At 39.6% G+C, this 24,463-nt stretch carries 22 protein-coding genes; 9 read left to right on the top strand and 13 right to left on the bottom strand.

The window, feature by feature from the left end; all coding sequences use genetic code 11:
- Window positions 1-347 precede the first annotated feature (347 nt).
- Both JL001_RS09095 and JL001_RS09090 read left to right on the top strand, forming a co-directional pair.
- Window positions 348-833, top strand: coding sequence for a low molecular weight protein-tyrosine-phosphatase (locus JL001_RS09095; RefSeq protein ID WP_200975789.1), 486 nt, complete (start codon window positions 348-350; stop codon window positions 831-833).
- Window positions 826-1,698 carry a fructosamine kinase family protein gene (locus JL001_RS09090; RefSeq protein WP_200975788.1) on the top strand — a complete coding sequence of 291 codons (873 nt, stop codon included), beginning with the start codon at window positions 826-828 and terminating at the stop codon, window positions 1,696-1,698. Before JL001_RS09095 ends, JL001_RS09090 begins: the two co-directional genes overlap by 8 nt.
- Here the strand turns inward: JL001_RS09090 and JL001_RS09085 are convergent.
- A complete protein-coding gene (locus JL001_RS09085; RefSeq protein WP_200975787.1) occupies window positions 1,691-2,968 on the bottom strand; it encodes an aspartate kinase in 1,278 nt (425 codons plus the stop codon). The genes JL001_RS09090 and JL001_RS09085 overlap by 8 nt on opposite strands.
- A gap of 57 nt (window positions 2,969-3,025) precedes the next feature.
- Between JL001_RS09085 and fbp the strand changes: the two genes are divergently transcribed.
- Window positions 3,026-4,051, top strand: coding sequence for a class 1 fructose-bisphosphatase (gene fbp, locus JL001_RS09080; RefSeq protein ID WP_200975786.1), 1,026 nt, complete (start codon window positions 3,026-3,028; stop codon window positions 4,049-4,051).
- Window positions 4,052-4,065: 14 nt separating this feature from the next.
- Here fbp and JL001_RS09075 read toward each other — a convergent pair whose 3' ends face one another.
- From JL001_RS09075 to yihA, 3 genes are all read right to left on the bottom strand, one after another.
- Window positions 4,066-4,365 carry a hypothetical protein gene (locus JL001_RS09075; RefSeq protein WP_200975785.1) on the bottom strand — a complete coding sequence of 100 codons (300 nt, stop codon included), beginning with the start codon at window positions 4,363-4,365 and terminating at the stop codon, window positions 4,066-4,068.
- A gap of 79 nt (window positions 4,366-4,444) precedes the next feature.
- A complete protein-coding gene (locus JL001_RS09070; protein WP_200975784.1) occupies window positions 4,445-4,885 on the bottom strand; it encodes a DUF5606 domain-containing protein in 441 nt (146 codons plus the stop codon).
- A 60-nt stretch (window positions 4,886-4,945) separates the two neighbouring features.
- A complete protein-coding gene (yihA, locus tag JL001_RS09065) occupies window positions 4,946-5,551 on the bottom strand; it encodes a ribosome biogenesis GTP-binding protein YihA/YsxC (protein ID WP_200975783.1) in 606 nt (201 codons plus the stop codon).
- A gap of 123 nt (window positions 5,552-5,674) precedes the next feature.
- Between yihA and ubiE the strand changes: the two genes are divergently transcribed.
- From ubiE to JL001_RS09040, 5 genes are all read left to right on the top strand, one after another.
- Window positions 5,675-6,397 (top strand): bifunctional demethylmenaquinone methyltransferase/2-methoxy-6-polyprenyl-1,4-benzoquinol methylase UbiE, encoded by a 723-nt coding sequence (gene ubiE / locus JL001_RS09060; RefSeq protein WP_200975782.1) that lies wholly within the window; start codon window positions 5,675-5,677, stop codon window positions 6,395-6,397.
- Window positions 6,346-7,122: an outer membrane beta-barrel protein gene (locus JL001_RS09055; protein WP_200975781.1), complete on the top strand. Its 777-nt coding sequence runs from the start codon at window positions 6,346-6,348 to the stop codon at window positions 7,120-7,122. Before ubiE ends, JL001_RS09055 begins: the two co-directional genes overlap by 52 nt.
- 99 nt (window positions 7,123-7,221) lie before the next feature.
- Window positions 7,222-7,545: a hypothetical protein gene (locus JL001_RS09050; RefSeq protein ID WP_200975780.1), complete on the top strand. Its 324-nt coding sequence runs from the start codon at window positions 7,222-7,224 to the stop codon at window positions 7,543-7,545.
- Window positions 7,546-7,636: 91 nt separating this feature from the next.
- Window positions 7,637-9,538 carry an ABC-F family ATP-binding cassette domain-containing protein gene (locus JL001_RS09045; RefSeq protein ID WP_200975779.1) on the top strand — a complete coding sequence of 634 codons (1,902 nt, stop codon included), beginning with the start codon at window positions 7,637-7,639 and terminating at the stop codon, window positions 9,536-9,538.
- 1 nt (window position 9,539) lies between these two features.
- The gene (locus tag JL001_RS09040; protein WP_200975778.1) at window positions 9,540-10,559 is read left to right on the top strand and encodes an NAD(P)/FAD-dependent oxidoreductase; all 1,020 of its coding nucleotides are present in this window, start codon (window positions 9,540-9,542) and stop codon (window positions 10,557-10,559) included.
- A 3-nt stretch (window positions 10,560-10,562) separates the two neighbouring features.
- Here the strand turns inward: JL001_RS09040 and JL001_RS09035 are convergent, their stop codons facing one another.
- From JL001_RS09035 to JL001_RS09000, 8 genes are all read right to left on the bottom strand, one after another.
- Window positions 10,563-11,426: a nucleoside phosphorylase gene (locus JL001_RS09035; RefSeq protein WP_200975777.1), complete on the bottom strand. Its 864-nt coding sequence runs from the start codon at window positions 11,424-11,426 to the stop codon at window positions 10,563-10,565.
- Window positions 11,419-12,402, bottom strand: coding sequence for a rhodanese-related sulfurtransferase (locus JL001_RS09030; protein WP_200975776.1), 984 nt, complete (start codon window positions 12,400-12,402; stop codon window positions 11,419-11,421). The genes JL001_RS09035 and JL001_RS09030 overlap by 8 nt, the downstream gene beginning before the upstream one ends.
- A gap of 67 nt (window positions 12,403-12,469) precedes the next feature.
- Window positions 12,470-13,108 carry an acetyltransferase gene (locus JL001_RS09025; protein WP_200975775.1) on the bottom strand — a complete coding sequence of 213 codons (639 nt, stop codon included), beginning with the start codon at window positions 13,106-13,108 and terminating at the stop codon, window positions 12,470-12,472.
- 59 nt (window positions 13,109-13,167) lie between these two features.
- Window positions 13,168-14,466, bottom strand: coding sequence for a DUF2851 family protein (locus JL001_RS09020; protein WP_200975774.1), 1,299 nt, complete (start codon window positions 14,464-14,466; stop codon window positions 13,168-13,170).
- A gap of 102 nt (window positions 14,467-14,568) precedes the next feature.
- Entirely contained in the window at window positions 14,569-15,387 is an 819-nt protein-coding gene (pyrF, locus tag JL001_RS09015) for an orotidine-5'-phosphate decarboxylase (RefSeq protein ID WP_200975773.1), read from the bottom strand.
- 108 nt (window positions 15,388-15,495) lie between these two features.
- A complete protein-coding gene (locus JL001_RS09010; protein WP_200975772.1) occupies window positions 15,496-16,152 on the bottom strand; it encodes an outer membrane lipoprotein carrier protein LolA in 657 nt (218 codons plus the stop codon).
- A 31-nt stretch (window positions 16,153-16,183) separates the two neighbouring features.
- Window positions 16,184-18,667 (bottom strand): DNA translocase FtsK, encoded by a 2,484-nt coding sequence (locus tag JL001_RS09005; RefSeq protein WP_200975771.1) that lies wholly within the window; start codon window positions 18,665-18,667, stop codon window positions 16,184-16,186.
- Between the two features lie 64 nt (window positions 18,668-18,731).
- Window positions 18,732-19,772: a quinone-dependent dihydroorotate dehydrogenase gene (locus tag JL001_RS09000; protein WP_200980355.1), complete on the bottom strand. Its 1,041-nt coding sequence runs from the start codon at window positions 19,770-19,772 to the stop codon at window positions 18,732-18,734.
- Window positions 19,773-20,070: 298 nt separating this feature from the next.
- Between JL001_RS09000 and JL001_RS08995 the strand changes: the two genes are divergently transcribed.
- A complete protein-coding gene (locus JL001_RS08995) occupies window positions 20,071-22,440 on the top strand; it encodes a glycoside hydrolase N-terminal domain-containing protein (RefSeq protein WP_200975770.1) in 2,370 nt (789 codons plus the stop codon).
- A 175-nt stretch (window positions 22,441-22,615) separates the two neighbouring features.
- Here the strand turns inward: JL001_RS08995 and JL001_RS08990 are convergent, their stop codons facing one another.
- Window positions 22,616-23,590 carry a cytochrome c gene (locus JL001_RS08990; protein WP_200975769.1) on the bottom strand — a complete coding sequence of 325 codons (975 nt, stop codon included), beginning with the start codon at window positions 23,588-23,590 and terminating at the stop codon, window positions 22,616-22,618.
- Window positions 23,591-24,463 lie beyond the last annotated feature (873 nt).

Here is a 24,463-nt window from a genome sequence, read left to right as displayed (position 1 = left end):
ATACTTTCTCCGACAAACTTTTATCTCCCTTAAAAGTCTTTCAAAAGTGAAAAACCATTTTACTTTTGAATAAAATAAATCAAGGCTTGATTTTTATCAATTCTCAAACTATAATGCAAAGTATTGTTGAATAGGCTCACCAAGTTTGATTCATTTTACACCTCAGCAGAAACTTACTATTCGTATAAGCACTAGTAATGGAAGTGACACTTACAACATGTGTTACCCAACCAATATCGGCATCCAAAATCAAAGAAAAAGGCATAAATACAAACCTATTTTCTTTTAATGGATCATAGCTTGCTATATTTGAACTTAGAAATTGCATTAGGTTTATAAAAACAAAAATGATCAAAGTTTTATTCGTTTGCTTGGGCAATATATGCCGATCTCCATTGGCTGAAGCCATTTTTAATCATCAAATTAAAGCACTTGATTTGGGACACAAATTCCAAAGTGATAGCTGTGGTACATCCGACTATCATATTGGAGAGCTTCCTGATGAGCGAAGCATTAAATGTGCAGAAGGGCATGGCATGGCCATTTCCCACAGAGGCAGACAGCTCAACCACACAGATATCCGAGATTTTGATTATATCATTGCCATGGACAAGTCCAACAAAAAGAACATTTACAAATTAATGGAGACTTACAACCAAAGCCATGGCAAAATCTTTTTAATGAGAGAATTTCAGTCTAATGCAGACCATGAAGAAGTTCCCGACCCCTACTATGGCGGAGAAGATGGTTTCGAAAAAGTTTACGACATCTTAAACGAATCGATTGAAGAATTGATTATCCAATTAAGAAAAGAACACAAAGTGTATGCATAGTCAAAATTCATTTTATGAAAATGTCTTATTTGATGCCATACATGAACCTACACAAATAAAATCAGTCCGGCTTATTTCTGCCGGGGCCATGAATCAAAGCGTGCTTTTGGAAACAACCAAGGGCGCGCTTTTTTTAAAATCCAACCATCTTAATTCATCCGAAGTCTTTCATCAAGAACTAAAAGGCTTGACCTTATTGCACAAATACACACCACTTCAAATTCCCAAAACCATTGGAGCAGGTCGAGTCGGAGACCAGAATTATTTACTGATCGAGTGGATCAAAGGAGGTTATCCGAACAGCTCCTACTGGACAGACTTAGGACACGGGCTTGCCGAACTGCACATGGCCACAGCTCCACTTTATGGGTTAGACAGCGATAATTTCATCGCAGTTCTTCCCCAAAGAAACAAATACCACAAAAGCTGGGCTAGCTTCTATGCAGAAGAAAGACTCGAGCCAATGCTGGGAAAAGCATATTATGACGGGTTGATTGATAAAAGTTATTATAAGAAATTCCAGAAAATCTATCCTAAGTTAAATGACCTAATCCCAAATGAAAAGCCATCTTTGCTTCATGGCGATCTATGGTCAGGAAATGTCATCGTCAACTCAAATGGATCCCCTTGCTTGATTGACCCTGCTGTCTATTATGGACATCGTGAAATGGATTTGGCTTTCTCTAAACTTTTTGGTGGGTTTCAAGGAGTTTTTTACGAAGCGTACAATGACGTCTTTCCCTTAGAGCCAGGCTTCGAAACGAGGGCTGACATTCATAATCTCTACCCCCTGCTGGTTCACCTTAACCTATTTGGCCTAAGCTACCTTCCCGGAATCAAAAAAGTCATCAAGAAATTTATTTAGCCATTGGTCTGCAGACCAATTGAAACGTACTTCTGGTGGTCTGTTCTAGCAAAATATTCTCAGTTTTGAAAAACCTCAGTTTTGCAGCCTCATCATAATTCTTAACAGTTATCAGCTGCAAATCTTCATTATACCTAACCTTAAAATAAGGCCTCATCTCCACCAACAACCGCTCCAGCTTAAAAAGCTCCCTGTCCATGCAAATGGACACCGTAATCGCAGAAACCTGTAATACATTTGCCCTTAGCTTTAACCTATGCAATTCCGCATAAATCTGATGAATATGTAACTCAGAAATAAATGAAAAGTCTGTCACTTCAAAAGTTACCAATACCTGATTATCTTTTACAACTATTACAGGAAGAACCTCTCTATCCCCCTCAAAATCTCCTATGATTGTCCCTTTAGATGAAGGGTCTAGAAAAGACTTTACATAAAGTGGGATTTTCATATTGGCCAGCGGCTTGATGGTTTTAGGATGAATCACAGAAGCACCATAATAGGTCATTTCCGCGGCTTCCTTATATCCCAAATGATCAAACTTTACTGTATCTGAAAACCTCTTGGGATCTGCGTTCAAGACACCAGGAACATCTTTCCAAATAGTTACAGAATCTGCTTTTAAACTTTTGGCCAAAACGGCTGCTGTAAAGTCTGACCCCTCCCTTCCCAAAGTAGTAGTATCTCCAGCAATAGTTCCTCCGACAAAACCTTGGGTCACCACAGGCATCTTTTTAAGCTTTGGAACAAGTTGCTGCATGCATTGTTTTTCGGTTTCTCGCCAATTTACTTGAGCCAAACGATAATTATCATCTGTAACAATAATCTCCCTTGCGTCCTGCCAAATACAATACAAACCTTCATTACAAAGATAAGCGTGAATAATTTTTGTAGACAATAACTCGCCATAACTCACCACAGTATCATAAAACCGATCATAATTTTCTGCTGAGAGCTTTTTTTCTAGTTCTTTTTCCAGTTTTAGAAAAATATTTTCAACCATTGAAAAAACCATATCACCCTCTCCAAACAATCCAGAACATATTGCTAAATGGTTTTTTCTTAAAATTGTAAAATTCAAATAAAAATCTTCCTGTTCATACTTTTGTCTCAAGATTTCCTCCATTAAATTAGTGGTTTTCCCAATCGCTGAAATCACAATCACCATTGGGCTCCGCAATCGTTTGAATAAAAGATTAACGAGGTTTTTAATCGCATCAGCATCTTTCACTGAAGCACCGCCAAATTTGTAAACAATTGCTTTTGTCATAAAAATATAAGTTGTATTTTTCAGTGGGTTATATTTAAAATTGCACTTTTCAAGGATATGAAGACAAAACCATACCAGCCTGATCACTCTGCCTTGGGCTATTCCGTCGGTGTCACATTAGACCGTTTTATCAAAATGAAACAAGATGACTTCCCTTTTGCTTCGGGAGAGTTGTCGCAAATCCTTCGAGACATTGCCTTGGCCTCAAAGATAGTAAATCGAGAGATCAACCGAGCAGGACTCTCTAATATTGGTGGTGCCTTTGGCAACACCAATGTGCAAGGAGAAGAACAGCAAAAATTGGATGTGGTTGCCAATATTAGATTTTCAAGGGCACTGACCAAAGGAGGTGAAGTGTGTGCTATCGTATCTGAAGAAGATGATGAAGTCATTGATTTACAAAACAGCAGCGGAAAATATGTCGTGGCCATGGATCCTCTCGATGGTTCTTCAAACATCGATGTAAATATTTCTATCGGAACCATCTTTTCCATATACAGAAGAGTTACGCCTGTAGGAAGTCCCATTCAGCCCGAAGACATCATGCAACCTGGAAATAAACAGGTAGCTGCAGGTTATGTGCTTTACGGCTCTTCCACCATGCTCGTTTATACCACAGGAAAGGGTGTCAATGGCTTTACTTATGAACAATCTTTAGGAGAATTCTTCCTCTCACACCCTAATATCTGCGCCCCAAAAGACGGAAAAATATACAGCATCAATGAAGGTTTGAACTCTCAAATCAGCGAGGGAATCAAAAATTATATTACTTCCTGCAAGGAAAGGGATTTTAGTGCAAGATATATTGGCAGTTTGGTAGCCGACTTTCACAGAAACTTATTGAAAGGCGGAATTTACATCTACCCAAGCACTGCAAAAGCACCTGAAGGCAAACTTAGGTTACTTTATGAGGCCAACTCCCTGGCCTTTATTGCGGAGCAAGCTGGCGCTTCAGCCTCTGATGGGAGAAACAGGATCTTGGACATCCAACCTACTTCCCTCCACCAAAGAACCCCGCTATACATTGGTTCTACGGTGATGGTAGAAGAAGCGGAAGGGCACTTGAAAGAAGCTACGGTTTAAACTTCAGACCGGGTCTATTGGTACCTTCTTCTGATTTCAACTTTCTGAATCTGTCTGTCCACCAACGCAGCACTTAATTCTTTTGCCAAAGACTCAGGATTAGCTTGGTGCAAAATGTACTTAAGCTTTTGCTCCCCGAGATCAATCCTGTAACAGATATGCAGCAGTCTTTCGAAGTCACGATTGAGTAAGTTGCTTACAACCGGCGAAAGAAGTTCAATTAGTGCTTCCCTTGTGAGGTCTTCCTCAGGAAGTGATAGTTCAAAATCCTTCTGAAGAAGTTGCGCGCTTTCGGATATGTACAGTGAGTTCATAATAAAAAAGCTACTTTTTGAGACAGTATAAAAATCCCAAAAAGTAGCTAAATATTCTATTTCAAACTTTAAGTTTTTATTAAGCCTCTTTCTCCTCAGCAGCCTCTTCACCACCTTCAGCCTGCTCTTCCAAGAGTTCAGGTGTATTTTCCCTGATGATTTTGTACCAAGAGATCAACTTCTTGATATCAGAAGGATATACTCTCTCCTCATCAAAATCAGGCAAAATATGTTTCATAAAGGCAATGTACTCATCATTATCAGCACCTTTGGCCAAACCAGTATCTCCTGAAAATTCCTTTTCGATATTGATCATGACCTCTTGCAAAGGAGTAGACCCCTCTTCCGTCATGGTATAAATCGAAATTTCACTTAAAATGGAAACGCGATGGTTAGCACCTACAACCAATTTTGCCTTTTTGGCATCCATTGATTCTAAGATCACCCCACTTCTGCTTGGCTTAAGCACTTTGTATAATCCAGGTTTACCAGCTACGGTAGCTATTTCATTAAATCCCATAATTCATCTTTTAAAATCAGCTTGCAAATATATGATTTCGCCTTAAAAGCTCAAGGCAAATCACTGTTCAGCATAAAATTCTTCAGTCAGTTGTCGCATAAAGTCCGTCAACTCCTCCCTTCCTACGGCTGAAGCACTTGATGTCACAAAGTACAAAGGAGCTTCTTCAAATATAGTCTTAGACGTAGCCATAAACTTCTGGATATTCCCCTTTACCTTGCTGACCGATAATTTATCGGCTTTGGTAAACACCAAAACAATGGGAACGCCATTCTGAGCACACCAAAGAATAAACTCTAGGTCTTTTTTTTGCGGGTCAAGTCTGCTATCAATCAACACGAAAGTGGCTTGAAGGTTTTCCCGATTGGTCAGGTATCCTTTGATCATTTTCTCCCAATCAGATTTTAAGGTCTTGCTTACCTGAGCAAATCCATACCCTGGCAAATCCACAATAAACCATTTTCCATCAGCCTCAAAATGATTGATAAGCTGAGTTTTACCGGGTTTTCCAGATATTTTGGCCAAGCTCTTATTATTGGTCAGCATATTGATCAATGAGCTTTTCCCTACATTGGATCTACCTATAAAAGCAAACTCCGGTTTATTGGGAGTCGGGCACTTTCTATAGTCTGAATTACTTGTTAAAAATGTCGCCTTCTTAATCATTTCCTTCTCATTTTTTACAAAGGTAAGCCTTTCCTTCCAAAACCCTTACACCAATTAATCTTTAACATTTTTCCATTGCTCGTGTTTACTTAGTAATATTGCGCATCCAAACAGAGTAATTCAATGTCAGTAGTTCCCTACAAAGATCAACAAGAAGGAAAAAAGGCCCAAGTGGCCAACATGTTCAACAATATCAGCAAGCGTTATGATTTACTGAACCATCTCCTGAGTCTGGGCATTGATATTACCTGGAGGAAAAAAGCCATCAAAATGCTTCAGAAAGATCAGCCAAAACTGATCTTGGATATTGCTACAGGTACTGGTGACTTTGCTATTGAAGCGCTGGCGCTGAAGCCCGAAAAGGTAATCGGAGTGGATATTTCCGAAGGCATGTTGGCTGAAGGTAAAAAGAAAATCAAAAACAAAAAGCTGGATCACCTTATCGAATTACAAATGGGTGATTCCGAAAAGTTGCTTTTTGAAGAAAATAAATTTGATGCTGTCATCGTTTCCTTTGGGGTAAGAAACTTCGAAAACTTGGAAAAAGGACTTGCGGATATGTTCCGTGTACTTAAGCCAGGAGGCAAAGTGGTGATCATTGAATTCTCCAAGCCTAAAAAGTTTCCTCTTAAGCAAGGATACAATTTTTATTTCAAGTATATTTTACCTCAGATAGGCAAGCTTATATCCAAAGATCAGTCTGCCTACACATATTTACCTGAGTCAGTACAGGCTTTCCCTGATGGGGATAATTTTCTGACAGTGTTAAAGAAAGTAGGTTTTACCAATACAAAATGCAGACCGCTGACATTCGGCATAAGCTCAATCTATATCGGAGAAAAATAAGCCTCACGGCTATTTTCTCTTTCCTATTAATATGTCCACTTTTTGCGCAGAGCAGTTATGCTCCGCTCAACCAATCTGGCCAAGACGACCAGTTTCTCAGTTACGGTTTCTTTTTGGCTGGCCATACGTCTAGCCTAAGGCTTAAGTACAGCGATGCCTATATGGATCCAACGCAGACCCAATACAGGCAAATTCAAAGTATCATGCCAGTATTTTCTCCTGGCTTTTCTTTGGGTTTCTTACTTACCTTCAGGTTGCACGATCAGCTTAATTTTTTAGCTACTCCCAAAGTTGGTTTTTACGAGTACCAGACTGACATTAATTATTTCCGGGATGATGATTTTGAACAAACTGGAGTTGGAGTCAGAACAGAGTCTATCATTACCGAAGCCACCATGGTGGAGTTACCTTTGATATTTAAGTATAAATCCATGCGCTTCAACAATACCCGAATGTTCTTTACCGGAGGGGCCAACCCGATGTTCAGGACCAAATCCCAGGACGAAGCAGACGCAGATCCATTGGTCATAAAAGGAAAGGATGTGGCTTTGGAGCTGGGCATGGGCTTCGATTTTTACTTTAAATTCTTTAAATTCTCTCCCGAAATCCGGTTTTCCCACGGCCTATCAAATATCTATGAACCAGCAACCACTGACCCTGAATTTGCCGGTGCCATTGAAGAATTGAGAAGAAAATCCATCACCGTATTGCTGAACTTCCAGTAAATCGCTCCAAAAAGGTGTAAATTCATAGTGTGTCGAACCACATTTATCCTTATCTGTTTGTATATTGATAGAATATTCTTTTACCATAACCAAGGAAGCATGACTACTAAAAAATCATCATTTGAAGAAGTAGAAAACTTACTCCAGGAAATCGGTCACAAAATCGAGGAATTGATTGCAAAAGGAGCTGAAGCTGGCGGAGAAGCAAAGGTAGAGGTAGAAAAGAAAGTCAAGGAATTAAGAAAAGACAAGGAATCTTTAGAAAAGGAATTCACCAAACGTCGTAAAGACTTTGAGGAAAAATACCAATCCAGAAAAGAAAGTATCAGTCCTATGTTGGAAAAATCCAAAGAACATTTTAAAGCTGGCTTAAAAGAATTGTCCGATGCCATCAAAACACTTTTTAACAACAACCAAGCATAGGCTAATGGCATTTTGAAATCATAAAACTTCATTACTGTCTTTAGTTTACAAAGTAGTGATGGATGCGGATATTTTTTGATTAATTTTGAGCATGAATTACCTTTCTGTAGAAAATCTCTCTAAGGCTTTTGGAGAAAAGCCACTCTTTAATAAAATCTCATTTGGAATAGACCAAGGGCAAAAAGTAGCCCTAGTAGGCATCAATGGGGCAGGAAAATCCACTTTGATGAAAATCATCATGGGCCTAGAAGTAGCTGATGAAGGAGAAATTGCAATCAATCAAACTGTAAAAATAGCTTACGTCCATCAAAATCCTGTTTTTGATGGCAACCTATCCATTTATCAAACCATATTTTCGGACTCATCCAGTGAAATTCTCAACGTCATTGAGCAATATCAGAAAGCAATGGTCGCTGCCCAGTCTGGCAAGGACAATAGTGATGAGCTGAACAATTTGATGGAAAAAATGGATAGGCTTCAGGCTTGGGATTTTGAATATCAGGTCAAAGAGGTCCTTGGAAAATTAGGTCTCCATGACACAGACCTTCCTGTGGGGAATTTATCTGGTGGACAAAGAAAGCGTGTTGCTTTGGCAAAAGCCATCCTAGAAAAACCTGATTTGCTACTTTTGGATGAGCCCACCAACCACTTGGACTTAAAAACCATCGAATGGTTGGAGGATTATCTGTCCAAAGCCAACCTTTCCATATTTATGGTTACCCACGATAGATATTTCTTGGAAAAGGTCACCAATGAAATCCTTGAGTTGGATGCAGGCAAGATTTTCAGGTACACGGGCAATTACAGTTATTTCTTGGACAAAAAAGCCGAGAGAAGGGAAATAGAGGCGACAGAACAAGAAAAGGCAAAAAGCCTCTACAAAAAAGAGCTGGATTGGATCAGGAGACAACCAAAGGCCAGAGGTACCAAAGCCAAATACAGAATTGATGCTTTTGAAGCTACAAAGGAGAAAGCCTTCCAAAAGAAAGAGGAAAGAGAAATTGAACTTCAAGTATCTTCTCAAAGATTAGGGAGTAAGATCATAGAAATAGAAAAGCTTTCCAAAAGCTATGATGACAAAACCATCATCAAAGACTTTACCTATACTTTTAAAAAAGGTGATAAAATCGGTATTGTAGGTCCAAACGGAGCTGGTAAGACCACTTTCCTCAATATGATCACCGGTATGCTTCCTCCAGACTCGGGCAACATTGCTATTGGGCAGACAACCGCTTTTGGCTATTATAAGCAAGAAGAAAGCTCCTTCGATGAGGAGAAACGCTTAATTGATATTGTCAAAGAAGTAGCAGAAGTGGTTACCTTGGCCAAAGGCAATACCATTACCGCTTCCCAATTCCTCAATCAATTTGGTTTCCCTCCAAAACAACAACATACGCCTATCGCCAAACTTAGTGGGGGAGAACGAAGAAGGTTGCAGTTGCTGATGGTTCTGATCAAAAACCCTAACTTTTTAATTCTCGATGAGCCAACCAATGATTTGGATATTGTCACGTTAAATACTTTGGAAGAGTTTCTGGACAATTTCCCTGGCTGTTTGATCATTGTTTCCCACGACAGGTATTTTATGGATAGACTGGTGGATCACCTCTTTGTATTTCGAGGAGAGGGAGAAATCAAAGATTTTCCAGGCAACTATACCGACTTGAGAGAATGGGAAAAAGAACAGGATGCCCTTGAAGCACTTCAAAAACAAGAAGAAAAAATTCAAGAAACCAATAAGAAGGTTGCCGAAACTAGTAACAAAGCCACCAAGGCTTCTTTTAAACAAAAGCAAGAGTTCAAGCAAATCCAGACAGAAATAGACAAACTGGAGAATCAAAAAGAAGAACTGTTCAACAAGATCAATGCTGGGACGGAAGATCATGAAGCTTTGCTGGACTGGTCAACCAGTATCCAAGGCATCGACGAAAAGTTGGAAGAGTTGGAGCTCAGGTGGCTTGAGTTAAGTGAATTAGACGACATTATGGATTAACATGAAAGAAAAAGAATTTGTTATCATAGGTGCCGGGCAATGCGGGCTTTCCGCAGGAAGATTTCTACAAAAAGCAGGCAAAGACTTTGTCATTCTAGACCAGCACAGAGAAATTGGAGACTCATGGAGAAATCGCTATGGGTCTCTCCAACTTTTCACTCCAGCTGCTTACAGTCAATTGCCAGACCTCCCCATGGCCTTGTCTCCAAAGGCAAGACCCACCAAGGATCAGATAGCAGATTATTTTTCAAGATATGCCACCCATTTCGAGCTGCCGATACATACAAAAAACACTGTATCTAAGGTGATTAAAAAAGATGATCACTTCATCGTGAAGTCTTCTTTCGAGGAGATTCAGGCGAAACATGTCATTGTAGCCAATGGACAATGTCAAAAACCGAATGTCCCTGAGTGGGCTGACAAACTTTCTGTTCCATTTATACATAGTTCTCAATATAGAACACCTATTTCTATCAAAGGAAAAAAAGTACTGGTCGTAGGTGGGGGAAACTCTGGAGCGCAAATAGTCGCTGAACTTACTTCTTTCTTCAATGTCCATTGGTCCTTGAATAAGAAACCAAACTTCAAGTCGCTATATCTATTTGGCAAGAACAGACTTTGGTGGGGAGATAAGCTAAATGTACTTTCCAAGCCGGCGAAGGAAAAGCTAATCAGAAAAGGAGAACCCACTTACCTTTATGATGATTTGAAGAAAAAAATCAAAAAAGCCAAAAAGTGCTCAGAAGTAGTCAAAGCAGAAGGCAATCAAGTCACCTTCGCAGATGGAAAAAGCTTAGAAGTCGATTTTGTTTTATTTGCTACTGGATTCCAACCTGACTTTAGCTTTATCCAAGTCGATGGTTTTGAGCATGACCTCAATCAGCTTCGGGAACAAGATGGCATTTCCAACATTTCCGGACTGTATTTCCTGGGCATCCCCTATCAAAGGAGCCGCAGCTCTCAGCTTATTTATGGCAGTCAAAAAGATGCCGCATTCATTGTCCAGAAAGCTTGTGAATAAAGGTCAAATATGTTCCAAGGTGTGCAAGATCAACCGCTCGACTACCGCTGCTGGATCATCCACAAACTCTTTGGTAATTCGATTGGCTACAATGGCATTCAAGCTAAGTACTTCGTGCCCTAACATTTTACCCATGGCATAGTATCCTGCAGTTTCCATCTCAAAATTAGTCAGACGAAAGCCGTCTACATCCACTCCAGCCAAACGCTCAATTATATCGGGAATGGCAGGTTTAAGCCTTACCTCCCTGCCTTGCGGACCAAAGAAGCCTGGGCAAGTCACTGTGTTCCCTTTTTCAATTCCCCCTTTACACAAGCGATCCAAAAGAATCGCTGAGCCATGGAAGCAGTAAGGAGTAAACTGGAGCCCTAATGCTTTTTGCACACCTTTTGCTACTTCCTTTTCTTTTGAAGTGGTTTCGGCTGCATAATATTGCATCAATGTATCCAGACCTACTCCATATTCAGAAGCCACCAATGCTCCAGCAGGAATTTCTTCCCTCATGCTTCCTGAAGTTCCTACCCTTACAATATTTAGAGTAGTATGTTTGTCCTTTACCTTCCGATTTTGGAGATCAATATTGACCAAGGCATCCAATTCAGTTAAAAAAATTTCGATGTTATCTGTTCCCATTCCAGTGCTCATCACACTCAATCGCTTCCCCTTGTAGGTTCCCGTATGAGTCACAAATTCACGCTTGGCCACTTTAACTTCTATTTCATCAAAGTACTTCGAAATACTGGCTACCCTTTCCGGATCACCTACCGTAATAACAGATGAAGCCAGAAATTCTGGCTTCAAATTTAAATGGTAGATACTTCCATCCGGATTAATAATAAGTTCCGATGCAGGAATTACATTATTCATGAATGATGGATTTTATTTTCTCTTTATCAGGTTTTCGGTAAAGTCCTTTATAAGGGTTATAACCGTTGGTGTTTTTCTGGTAATAGCCTGTCCCATCGTATGGCCTCTTTTCTGGATGCTCCTTACATTCATCCGAACAAGCTCCTTCATATTTCCAGCCACACTCTTCACAAATGGGAACATGGATATTACATACTGGATTGGCACAATTGACCATTCGATCAGAGATTTCTCCACAGCAGTGACACTTTGAAATCACCTTAGGGTTGACTTTATTGACATCTACAGCAACTCTGTTATCGAAAACATAACACTTTCCTTCGAAGTCTTCGCCTCCAGCTTCCATACCGTACTTGATAATTCCACCGTGAAGTTGATAAACGTCTTCAAAACCTTGTTCCAGCAAATAAGCAGAAGCCTTCTCACACTTAATCCCTCCTGTACAATAGGTCAAAACCTTCTTGCCTTTCAAATGCTCCAGTTCATTGACCTTTTCTGGAAAGTCCCTGAAATTATCAATATCCAAAGTAATGGCGTTCTTAAAACGTCCCAATTCATGCTCATAGTTAGACCTCACATCCAAAATCACCACATCTTCCTGGTCTTTTAAAGCCTTGAATTCTTCTGGCTCCAAGTGTTTTCCAGTACGCACATTAGGATTAACATGCTTTAAGGTCGAATGTACAATTTCCGGTTTTACCCTTACATGAATTTTAGTAAAGGCATGTTTGTCCATTTCATCGATTTTAAATTCGGTCTTGGCAAACCTAGGGTCAGACTTCACATATTCCATGTACTTCTCACAATCTTCCTTCAAACCAGAAACTGTTCCGTTCAGTCCCTCCGAGGAAATAATAATTCTTCCCAGAATATTGTTCTCTACACAAAACAGGTGATGCTCCTCCCTGTAAGTTTCAGGATCTTTGATCTCTGAATAACAATAATAAAGTAATACGTTGTAATCTAAATTCTCCATAACTAAAGCCCTGATTCCAGCAGGGTGTTTTGGTTTTGATGTTTGCTAAATATACTAATTAAATGATTTACTGTTTGATAGGAGCAGCAGGATTTCCAAAAACGGTTGCATCATCCTCCACATCGGAAATAACCACTGAACCTGCGCCAACTCTGGCGTTTTCTCCAATTTTCACTCCAGAAACTACGGTTACTCCAGAACCAATGAAAGCTCCTTTACCAATAGATACGCCGGAATTGATCACAGCTCCTGCTCCGATCTGAGCAAAGTCAGCTACTTTTACGCCATGATCCAAAATAGCACCAGAATGGAAAATACCATGGCTGCCCACCTCAGAGGCAGCGCCTATGTTTACGCGGGCATTGATAAAGTTCCCATGTCCAATGGCTGCATCAGTTGAGATATAGGCTGTTTTGTGAACAGCATTGATTGGTTGGACTTTTCTTCTTTCGTTCAAAAGCTTCACCAAAAACTGTCGGTATTGGTTATCATCAACCGCCACAAAAGCCTCACACTTTTTCCCTATCAACTTTAAATAGCCATCATCCTCTGGATTTCCCAACACAGGCACCACATTCAGCTCTGTTCCGTGTAAGGATTCATCTTCATCCAAAAAACCGTAGACCACTACCTCATTGCTATTGAAAATCTCCAACGCTGGGTGAGCGATTCCTTTTGCGCCTAATATGATTACCGGTTTATCCATTTTCTCTTTTTGATTTAGTCCGCAAAATTACGGCAAATTCCCAACCTAACCAAAAAACACTACTTCCTTGGTCTGAGCAAGTTCTGACCAATTTTACAATCCAAGCATTTCTTCTGGCTACAGTAGTGATGATGCATGCCTATCATGGCCTGGGAATCAAACGCGCTTTGAGGTTGCCAATTTTCTTGCAAATAAGATCTAACGATAATGTTTTCCTCCGCTGGAACACCTTGTAAAAAATCAAAACACCGTTCTTTCCAAGCTGGATCGTCGGTATAATTTCCATAGGCAAACCACAGTGGCACAACGAAGTTAATCCCCAATAGATTGATCATCCTTTTGCTCAACACCCGGTTTTGACTCTTCAAACTCGCCTTGCCCAGTTGGTAATGATGCTCCCAATAGCTGCTTGGCTTCACTTGAAAAATCGGAAGCAAATCCTCCACGCTATTGACCTCTTCTTTCAAAGCCGAAAACAAATTGGGACCATGAGAAAGAATTGATGCCAATTGGGCAATTCTAACTGAGGGATAGTTACTCGGGCGAACACTCATAAACTTCCATTCGGAAGAGAAAAATGGCTCACTCAAACCATATTTGGATTGATAGAAACCATATTCTCTTTTTACAAAAGAGGTATAGTCGTCACTTATCTCGACATCCCTCTGATGAAACCCTGCCTGCCCAAGCAACAAAGCTTCCTGTACCAACGGCTGACCACTATGTTTCTTCAGAATCTTATAGGGAATCGATCTTGCCAGCTTAAGCATGGCATCACTATTTACCTTAAATCCAAAACAGTAGAACAACCAACGGTAGGTCACTTCTTCCCAATCTCCTGCCGTCTGTTCAACTTCTTTTTTAATAACATTCGCCTTCTCATACAAGCGCTCTACCAAAGCCTTTTCCATCATGGAAAACTTGATAATCTCTCCAACACTGTCCAAAAACTCTCCACAAAGCAAACCCTTTGAAGGAGTGATCAATCGCTCATAGTTTCTGATCACATCCAAAAACACCCTTCCCTTTAATTCCAAGGTTGGAATTAAGGTACCATCCTTGTGTTTTATCTCGGTATCATGCTCCCAAACAACATGAAGGATCACGGATTCATAGTTATCGTCCTGCTCATGACCATGCGCATTCCATCCGGAGCTTTTAAGATGAACTTCTACATTGCCGTGATATTCAATCTTCCCAAGTATTATTTGGGATTCTAAAAAATCAGGACCTTCATGAAAGTTATGATATCCTATTTTTTTAATACTTAGTGGTACTCCTGAAACTGTTTTGAGGTCAAGCTTTTCGAAATATTGATACTTCCATACAGCTTGGATAAAGTTTTCCTGAAAATTCATTGCCAAAAAAATTAATTAAAAAGATAAGACCTAGAGGCCTGAACAACTCTTTAATTTAGGCATTTTTTATTTTTCAAAAAACAGGAAACCACTGTAAACCTATCACTTACAGTATTCTTCTAATAATTTAGCCATCTCTTTTTGCAGCTTAAATGCTTCTTCTCCGGCTTTTACTCCAAAATCCTTTTCTGCTGAGGCATAAATAATTCCCCTTGAAGAATTCACCAACAAACCACAGGTACTGTTCATGCCATATTTGGCCACTTCTTCCAAACTTCCTCCTTGAGCCCCAACACCTGGGACTAAAAAGAAATGATGAGGAGCATATTTACGAACCTCAGCTATTTTTTCTCCCCTGGTCGCCCCAACCACATACATAAGGTTTCCGTCTGTTCCCCATTCTTGGCTCTTTTCCAAAACTTGCTGAAATAAAGGTTTTCCCCCATCCGTATCAAGAACTTGAAAATCTTTGCTGCCTTCATTCGAAGTAAGGGCCAATAATATCACCCATTTTTCATCAAATTCTAAAAACGGACTCACAGAATCTTTCCCCATATAAGGAGCCACAGTGATGGAATCAAAATCCATTTGCTCAAAAAATGCCTTCGCATATAGCTTGGATGTATTTCCAATATCGCCCCTTTTGGCATCTGCAATGGTGAAAATCTCCTTTGGGATATACTCCAAAGTCTTCTGCAAACTCTCCCAACCCTTTGGACCCATAGCTTCATAAAAGGCTATATTGGGCTTATAGGCTACCGCGTAATCAGCTGTATGATCTATGATTTGCTTATTGAATTCAAAGATAGGATCTTCTTCTTTTAAAAGGTGAGAAGGGATTTTTGATAGATCTGTATCCAAGCCAACACACAGAAAGGATGATTTTTTCTGAATGTTCTCAAAAAGGGTTTGTTTGTCCATTTTCAAATTGTTTTGGCAAAAATAAAAAATTGGACTGGTTCAAAACGAAAATACAGCAGATATCTGCTGTATTTCTATAGTTTAAGTTGTTATTCTCAAAAATCCTTACTACCTCAGGTCAATCACTTCTATACCTGGATGCTTTTTAGGGTCAAAAACAAAATAGGCATTATCCAATGCAATATCTGTCTTAACGTCTTTGAACTCATACTTAAATGTTCCGCCGTCATTGTCAGCAACTTCCCAGGCCACCAAATCTTTTTTATTCTTCTCCACAAAAAGCTTGATCTTTTGAAACTGTGCCTTTTTATTTTCTGCAACCAAAAGTATTTCTTGCACCGCTTTACCATTTTTGGAAGTTTCTCCATTTAAGCTATAATCATAGCCTTTGCGATAAAGGTTATAGATACTCGAAGGAGTCAATTCATCTTCGCTTGTATTCACCGTATTAATGGTTACTTCCTGGTAGTTGCCGGATTTAATCAAAGTCCAAACCGTTTGCCCGTCATTATAGACCTCCTGATCATCAAGCACCAACTTATATCGGTTACCTTTTACAGCTACTTCACCATTACTGGTCTGGCTAGCTCCATCAAGGTCATTGTAGTAATAATATTCAAAACTAGCCTCCAGTCCATTTAGAGACTGATAACGCTCGCTCATTTGGTCCAAAATGGCTTTTGCCTTTGGGTCTTTTTGTGCCCATGTATGAACCTGAACACCTAAAGTAAATAATAAACTGAGTAGTATAAATCTTTTCAACATAGTACACCTTCTATTTTAGGCTTGTCACCTTTTAGAGGCTATTCAATAACTGTTCCAAACTAACTTCATCGTGAATTAATACTTCACGGGCTTTGCTTCCTTCAAATGGCCCAACAACTCCTGCCGCTTCCAACTGATCAATAATTCTCCCCGCTCTGTTATAGCCCAACTTCAGTTTTCTCTGAATCAATGAAGTACTTCCTTGTTGATGCATTACAATCAGCTTTGCTGCATCTTCAAATAAGGGATCACGATCTGACAAATCCACATCACCAACACCACTATCACCATCTTCTCCTTCAAATTCAGGTAACAAATAGGCATCACTGTAACCTCGCTGTTCACCAATCCACTCACACACTGCCTCCACTTCAGGGGTATCTAAGAAAGCGCATTGAAGTCTGATCACGTCAGAGCCTTGGGAAAGCAACATATCTCCCATGCCGATCAATTGCTCAGCTCCCCCTGCATCAAGAATGGTCCTACTGTCCACTTTAGATGTTACCCTAAATGATAACCTGGCAGGGAAATTAGCTTTGATAATACCGGTAATCACATTAACTGATGGACGCTGGGTAGCTACCACCAAGTGAATCCCAATAGCCCTGGCCAACTGAGCCAACCTGGCAATTGGAGCTTCTATTTCCTTACCAGCTGTCATCATCAAGTCCGCCAATTCATCGATCACCAAAACAATATAAGGCATGAACTTATGACCCTTGTCCGGGTTGAGTTTTCTGGCCACAAACTTCGCATTGTATTCTTTTAGGTTTCGGCAACCTGCATCTTTGAGCAAATCATACCGGTTGTCCATTTCTATACAAAGCGAGTTAAGCGTATAGATTACTTTTTTGGTATCCGTAATGATGGCGTCTTCTGCATTGGGCAGTTTAGCCAGGAAGTGTCTTTCAATTTTATTGAAAAGGGTCAACTCCACTTTCTTGGGATCCACCAAAACAAACTTTAACTGTGAAGGGTGTTTTTTGTAAACCAATGAGGCCAAGATCACATTTAAGCCAACGGACTTACCTTGACCAGTGGCACCTGCCATCAGTAAGTGAGGCATTTTGGCCAAATCCACTACAAAAACCTCATTGGAAATGGTCTTACCTAAAGCCACAGGAAGATCCTTGTCACTTCTCATAAACTTCTCGGTTCCCAAAACAGATCTGGCCGCCACCAATTCTCTGTTCTTGTTTGGCACTTCAATACCAATAGTTCCTTTTCCTGGGATAGGAGCGATAATCCTGATTCCCAATGCAGCCAAACTCAAAGCAATATCATCCTCCAGATTTTTAATTTTTGAAATCTTAACTCCCGGATCAGGTACAATTTCGTATAAAGTTACAGTAGGACCAATGGTAGCCTTAATCTCTTGAATCCCTATCTTAAAGTTGACCAGTGTTTCTACGATCTTGTTTTTGTTTTCCTCCAACTCCTGACGGGAAACGGTCACTTTCTGCTGATCATACTCATTGAGCAAATCAATGGTTGGATATTGATAGCTGGCTAAATCCAAAGTAGGATCATAAGGGTCTAGATTTTCCACTTCACTGACCTTTTTCTCCTCTCCAGCATTAGCTTCTACCGTAAATTTCTTTTCCTCAGGCTCCTTCTTCTCTTCTTCAGAAACCAACGTTTGATCTTCAATATTAAATGTGGGTTCGCTACTTGACTTTTTCTTTTCAGGCTGCTCATTTTTTATAGTCCAGCTTTGACCATCATCTTCAATATCCTCCTCTTCATCAACTAGCTCATCCGTGCCTGGAGCTGTTTCTTCCGTTTCAATTGGAGCAGAATTCTTTTCTATTACGGCGCTTTTGTTTTCACGGCTTTCGGATATAACCTCAGAATCTGAATCCTCCACACTTTTATGATCACTCTGTAACCATTCAATATGTGTGATATTGAAAAAGAAAACTACAAATATCAGCAATGAGCCAAAGATCAAAATAAATGTCCCCCAGCCAAAGAACTCATCAGACAAGACAGCCATTTCATAGCCAAACCCTCCACAAATAAACTGAAGGTAACTGAAGCCATCCAATATATGGACCACATAGCCCAAAAGTAGTCCAAGCCAAAACACAAAAAACAGCCCAAAAGCACTGTACTGGGTTAAAGAAATCAAAGACTGCTTAAAGGCCCACTTAAATCCCAGAACAAACAGGAATGGAGGAAATAAGAAAGCCGCCAGCCCAAACCAACGAAAGATTAGCCAATGGGAGACCCAAGCTCCTGCAAAACCCAACCAGTTTCGAGCTTCCGCAGCATTTTGTCTCAATGGAACACCTTCCCCCGCACCGCTCACCACACTCTGATCTGCAGCACCGGTAAAAAGGTATCCTAAAAAAGCAAAAAACAGAAAAAGCCCTATCATCATAAACAGGATCCCAAAAGACATCCCTACTTTTTTATCCTTAAAAGCATTGATAGAAAAGTTAAACGAACGCTTTTTCTTCTTGACTTTTTCCTTCTTCCTGAAAGTATTTGATTTATATGTATTGGAAGCCATAATTCTTCAACAAGTCCCTTTTGATGACCAATAAGATAATTTTAATCTTGAAATATAGAAAATATCAGCGGTTGTAATAAGCTTTCAAACCTTTTTTGATTTCCTTCATCAGGCCTGGCCCTTCATAGATCATTCCAGAATAAACCTGCACCAATGAAGCTCCTGCTTCAAGCTTTTCGATAGCATCTTCTGCACTAAAAATACCACCAACCCCGATAATTGGGAATGATTTATTTGACTGTTCAGACAAATAACGAATCACTTCCGTACTTCTTTTGCCCAACACTTTCCCACTGACACCACCAGCACCAATTTCTTCCACTTTCTTGGCATCAGTCCTCAATTGACTTCTGTCGATAGTTGTATTTGTCGCAATCACCCCGTCAATTTTGGTCACCTGAACGATAGCAATAATATCATCGAGTTGCCCATCGGTAAGGTCTGGAGCAATTTTCAGTAGAATGGGTTTTGGATGAGGAAACTTTTCGTTTGCTGTCTTAACAGTTTGAAGTAATTTTTGCAAGGGTTCTTTCTCCTGCAAGTCCCTTAAGTTTGGCGTATTGGGAGAACTCACATTTACTACAAAGTAATCCACATAGGGGTGTAAAGCGTTCAGACAATATAGATAATCGTCCTCAGCCTTTTCATTAGGAGTCACTTTATTTTTACCGATATTTCCTCCGATTAATACATTGGACTTTCTTTTTTTCAACCGTTGTACCGCAGCATCCACTCCGCCATTATTAAAGCCCATCCGGTTCACCAAGGATCCATCTTCAGGCAATCTAAACAACCTGGGCTGTGGATTCCCATCCTGAGCCTTTGGTGTCAAGGTCCCGATTTCAATGAATCCAAATCCCAACATAGCCATCTCATCTATCAGCTTGGCGTCTTTATCAAAACCAGCTGCCAGTCCCACGGGGTTTTTGAACTTCAAGCCAAAAACTTCTTTTTCCAGGGAGGAATCCTCAAAGCCAAAAAGGCTATTGACTACTCCTTTGACAATGGGGAGATTAAAGGTGGTTTTCACCATGGAAAATGTAAAGTGATGGGCTTCCTCAGCCCCTTTTTTAAACAAAAAAGGCTTTAAGAGTGATTTATACACGGACATTATCGGTTAGTTTATGCGCTAAATTAATTGAATTAGATGAAAGCAACACTTAAATCAGGAATTGATCACAAATATTTCCATGTATTCATCTCTATATCCTTTGGGGTCACAGCATAGAAAAAATTACTGGAAAGTATGTGAACAAAATACTAGGATTGGGTAAAGACCTTGTGATTTTAGGATCAAAGCCACAGCTTATTTTAATTATATTTACTCTCACGTTTGAAAGCTTTAGAAAGCTTTTTCTTTTCATTTAATAATTAAACATTTGTAATAATCCGCTAGACATACCATGAAAAACATTATTCCAGTTTTCCTGTGTTTAATGGGCGCTCTATTTTTCAGTTCATGCTCCCAAGATCAACAACACAAAGACACCACAAACCTATGGTACAAACAACCTGCTCAAAAGTGGAAAGAAGCACTTCCCGTAGGCAATGGAAGGCTAGGTGCAATGGTCTTCGGTGATCCAAAAAGTGAAAGAATCCAATTGAATGAAGATTCCTTGTGGCCTGATGGCCCAAGTGTCCCTAGTGCAAAAGGAACACCAGAAGACCTACTAGAAATAAGAAAACTGATCAAAGCTGGCGAAGTCCATAAAGCCGATAAAATGATTGTTGATAAATTTTCATACGGCAGAGTACTTAGGTCTCATCAAACTATGGGCGATCTATATATTGACTTTGAGAACGATCTTAAAATTGAAAATTACTCGAGGAAACTTAGTCTTGACGAAGCATTGGCCACGGTCAACTATAGTTCTGAAGGCCATGAATATACCGAAAAGGTTTTCGCTTCTGCTGTTGATGATGTTTTGGTCGTACAGTTGAGTACCACTGCCGAAGAGGGCCTCAACTTTCAGCTTAAACTGGATAGACCAGAGGATACCGGGCATCCGACAGTTACTGTTTCAGCTCCTTCAAAAGATGAATTGATCATGAATGGTGAAATCACACAATATGGAGGGGTTCTGAATAGTCAACCCAATCCTATTGACCATGGTGTGAAATTCGAAACCAGACTTAAAGTCAAGACCTCTTCAGGAACAACTACAGCCAACAATGGGACATTATCCCTTGAAGGTGTAAAGGAAGCGACCATTTTTATTGTTTGTAACACTTCCTTCTATGGTGATGATTATGCTGCTAAAAATCAAAAAAGCTTAAAACACTTAGAAGGAAAAAGTTTCGAAAACATCCTTGCTGATCATAAGGCAGATTTTGACCAATACTTTTCCAGGGTTAATCTGGATTTGGGCGACCAAGAGTTGGACAGCCTCCCCACAGACCAAAGGTTACAAAGAGTCAAAGATGGCAATAAGGATGCTAATCTTGCAGCTACCCTCTTTCAGTATGGCCGCTACCTCCTTATTTCTTCATCCAGGCCAGGTACTAATCCAGCGAATCTTCAAGGTATCTGGAACAAAGACATACAAGCACCATGGAATGCGGACTACCATCTCAACATCAATCTCCAAATGAACTATTGGCCAGCAGGGCCAACCCAACTCTCTGAGATGCATTTGCCACTTTTTGACCTGGTTGACAGGTTAATTGAAAGAGGAAAAGTCACAGCAAAGGAACAATACGGCATCAATAGAGGATCCGTAATTCACCACGCTACGGATCTTTGGGCCGCTCCGTGGATGAGAGCCAACCAAGCTTACTGGGGAGCATGGATTCATGGAGGCGGGTGGATTTCCCAACATTATTGGGAGCACTATCAATTTACACAGGACAAAGAATTTCTAGCACAGAGAGCCTATCCAGCTTTGAAGTCATTTGCTGAGTTCTATCTAGATTGGCTTCAGAAAAATGAAAAGTCAGGACTTTACATCTCTTATCCAGAAACTTCACCAGAAAACTCCTATATGGCAGCAGATGGAAAATCAGCTGCTGTTTCTTATGGTGCTGCTATGGGACATCAAATCATCAAAGAGGTTTTTGAAAATACCCTTTCGGCGGCCAAGGTTTTAGCTATAGAAGACAGCTTTACCCAAGAGGTCCAAGAAAAACTTGGAAAACTATACCCAGGAGTGAGTATTGGGGAAGATGGGAGAATCCTTGAATGGAACGAAGCTTACGAAGAGCCAGAGAAAGGCCACAGGCACATGTCCCACCTTTATGCCCTTCACCCAGGCCACACCATCACAGAAGCCATTCCAGAGGCATTCGAAGGAGCTCAAAAAACAATTGACTATAGACTTCAACATGGCGGAGCTGGTACAGGCTGGAGCAGGGCTTGGATGATCAACTTTAATGCAAGGCTACTGGACGAAGCCTCAGCAGAGGATAATCTCTATAAGTTACTGCAAATCTCAACAGGCCCAAATTTGTTCAATGAACATCCTCCATTCCAAATCGATGGAAACTTTGGCTTTACGGCTGGTATAGCTGAATTACTGATGCAATCCCATGAAGGTTTTATTAGAATTTTACCCACTTTACCAAACAGTTGGAAAAATGGACATATAGAAGGGTTGGTTGCCAGGGGAAATATAGTGGTGGATATTTTCTGGAAAGATGGAAAACTAACCAAACTGGGACTTCTCAGCAACTCGGACCAAGTTAAAGAAATAGTATATAATAAGAACAGTAGGATTATTTCTCTTACCAAAGGAAAAAAAATATGGCTTGATAAAGCATTGCAGGAAATTAATTAAGCAGAGATAGTGATAGGTTCCCAAAACAACTTATCAAGACCATATTTTCAAAAACAAACCTTTCTTTTACTATTAAAGAAGGATCTCAAAATCCAATCAAATGGGGAGTAGTGACAGATTTTCTGCCACTACTTTACCCACCTAGGTGATCAAACCTACTTTTTCAATCAAATAATCACTTTACAAAAGTCACTTTTTCAACTTTGTTGTCTACAGGCTCAATAGATACCAAATAATCATAAATGGCCTCCAAGTCCGTTGTATCCATTCCTGCATACATCATCCAAGGCATGATGGTCTGGAACTCGTCCTGACCAACCTTTTCAGGCTGATAGATATCCGGACTATAACTTTTAAATAAGTTAACAAAGTCACTTTTGCTCCTAGATCCGATACCTGTTTCATGCTTGGTCAAATTCGCAGACCTAACTATCATTCCATTAGGAAATTGAAATTCCCTGCCACCCCCAAGGTATGGCCCCACAAATGCTCCATTTTCAAATTTTGTATGACATTCTCCACAAGCCCCAGCTGTGGTCAAATACTCTCCATATTTAATGGCATCCATTTTAGAGGGAATCACCCTTAGATCTGCCTTTTCAGGAATGGTCCTAATAATGAAATTCATAGGAAAGTCTATCTCTCGTTCATATTCAGGAGTCTCTTTAGGCTCCAATGTCCTCAGGTAAGCAATAACTGATTTGATATCCTCAGGATCCATATGGGCATATTTTTGATAGGGCATTATTGGAAAAATCGGTTCACCATCTTTTCTTACACCTGTAGTAATTAGCCTAAAAAGCTCGCCATCTGTCCAATCCGAAATCCCCGTAGGGGTAATATTTGGGGAAATAAACACCCCAGGAAGCCCCATTGTCCTGTCAAAACGTTCTCCTCCGACTCCCTGTGTATTGGGCACTGGCGGAGCAGAAAACAATGAATAATCCCTTTCTGCATGGCAATCCATACAAAGCATCACATGATTGGCAAGGTACTGTCCTCGAGCAATTTGCTCTGCAGTCCCTTCAACAACAATCTCCTCTGCCTCCCCCACATTGGGCAAAGCAATACTTACATAAGTCAATACAGCCCCAACCACAATTACTACAACAACGACTATATAGAAGACGATTTTAAAAAATGTTTTCATACAGATTGATCATTTTGGGTAATAGAACAATAATTTACTAAAATTATTTTTTTATACAAAAAAACTTATTTCAAATACATTATTTTGTTAAACAACTAAATCACCCAAGAAAAATCATAATCTAATCTACTTTACAAAAAACAACCATTAGACTTGGTTTTTATGTAGTCCATTTGCCCAATACAATCTTTGAAAAAAATTAATTTTCCGAAATATATTTTCACTAAATCAAATATTGAGGAGAAGTTTGTAAATATCCCTCACCCTCTTAATTCATCAGTTGATTACATAAAAAATATTCTACAGTTTTAAGCTTTTCAATAACAAAAAACACCCGATACTATCTTGTAAATTCAAAACATAATATCTCTAATAGCACTTGCTTCATTTTTTTTCATCTATTACACCTAAGATGTAAATATTACAAGAAATCTTTCGCACCCCATCTTTAAGCCACCATGATAAATCAGACTTAACCAGTCATTTAACATAAAATGAAAGATAAAGCATGGTTTAGCAACTACTTTTAATGAGAATAAACAAACTTTCGTTTTAGAATGAAAAACTTACTAATAACATTTAATAAACAATTAATAACAAAAAAATAATGTTTCGTAACAAAAAAAGGTTATGATTATTTTACATTTTTTAACATTATCACTATATTCAAAAACTGCAACGTCGACCAAGCAGAATTATTTGAAAAGAATTGTGATAGTAAAACAAATAAAACGATTGATTTAAAAATCATTTTATAAAAAACACCCTAAAAGTGATGCATCATGGTACCTTTTCCTAGATACGCTTAAAGATTAGCCCTTATAATATTATGATGTTCCATTTCTTAATTTTTGAGATTAAGACTGGACTAGT

It is taken from the genome of Echinicola sp. 20G (assembly GCF_015533855.1).
Taxonomy (GTDB): domain Bacteria; phylum Bacteroidota; class Bacteroidia; order Cytophagales; family Cyclobacteriaceae; genus Echinicola.
This window is presented reverse-complemented; position numbering and strand designations above follow the sequence as displayed.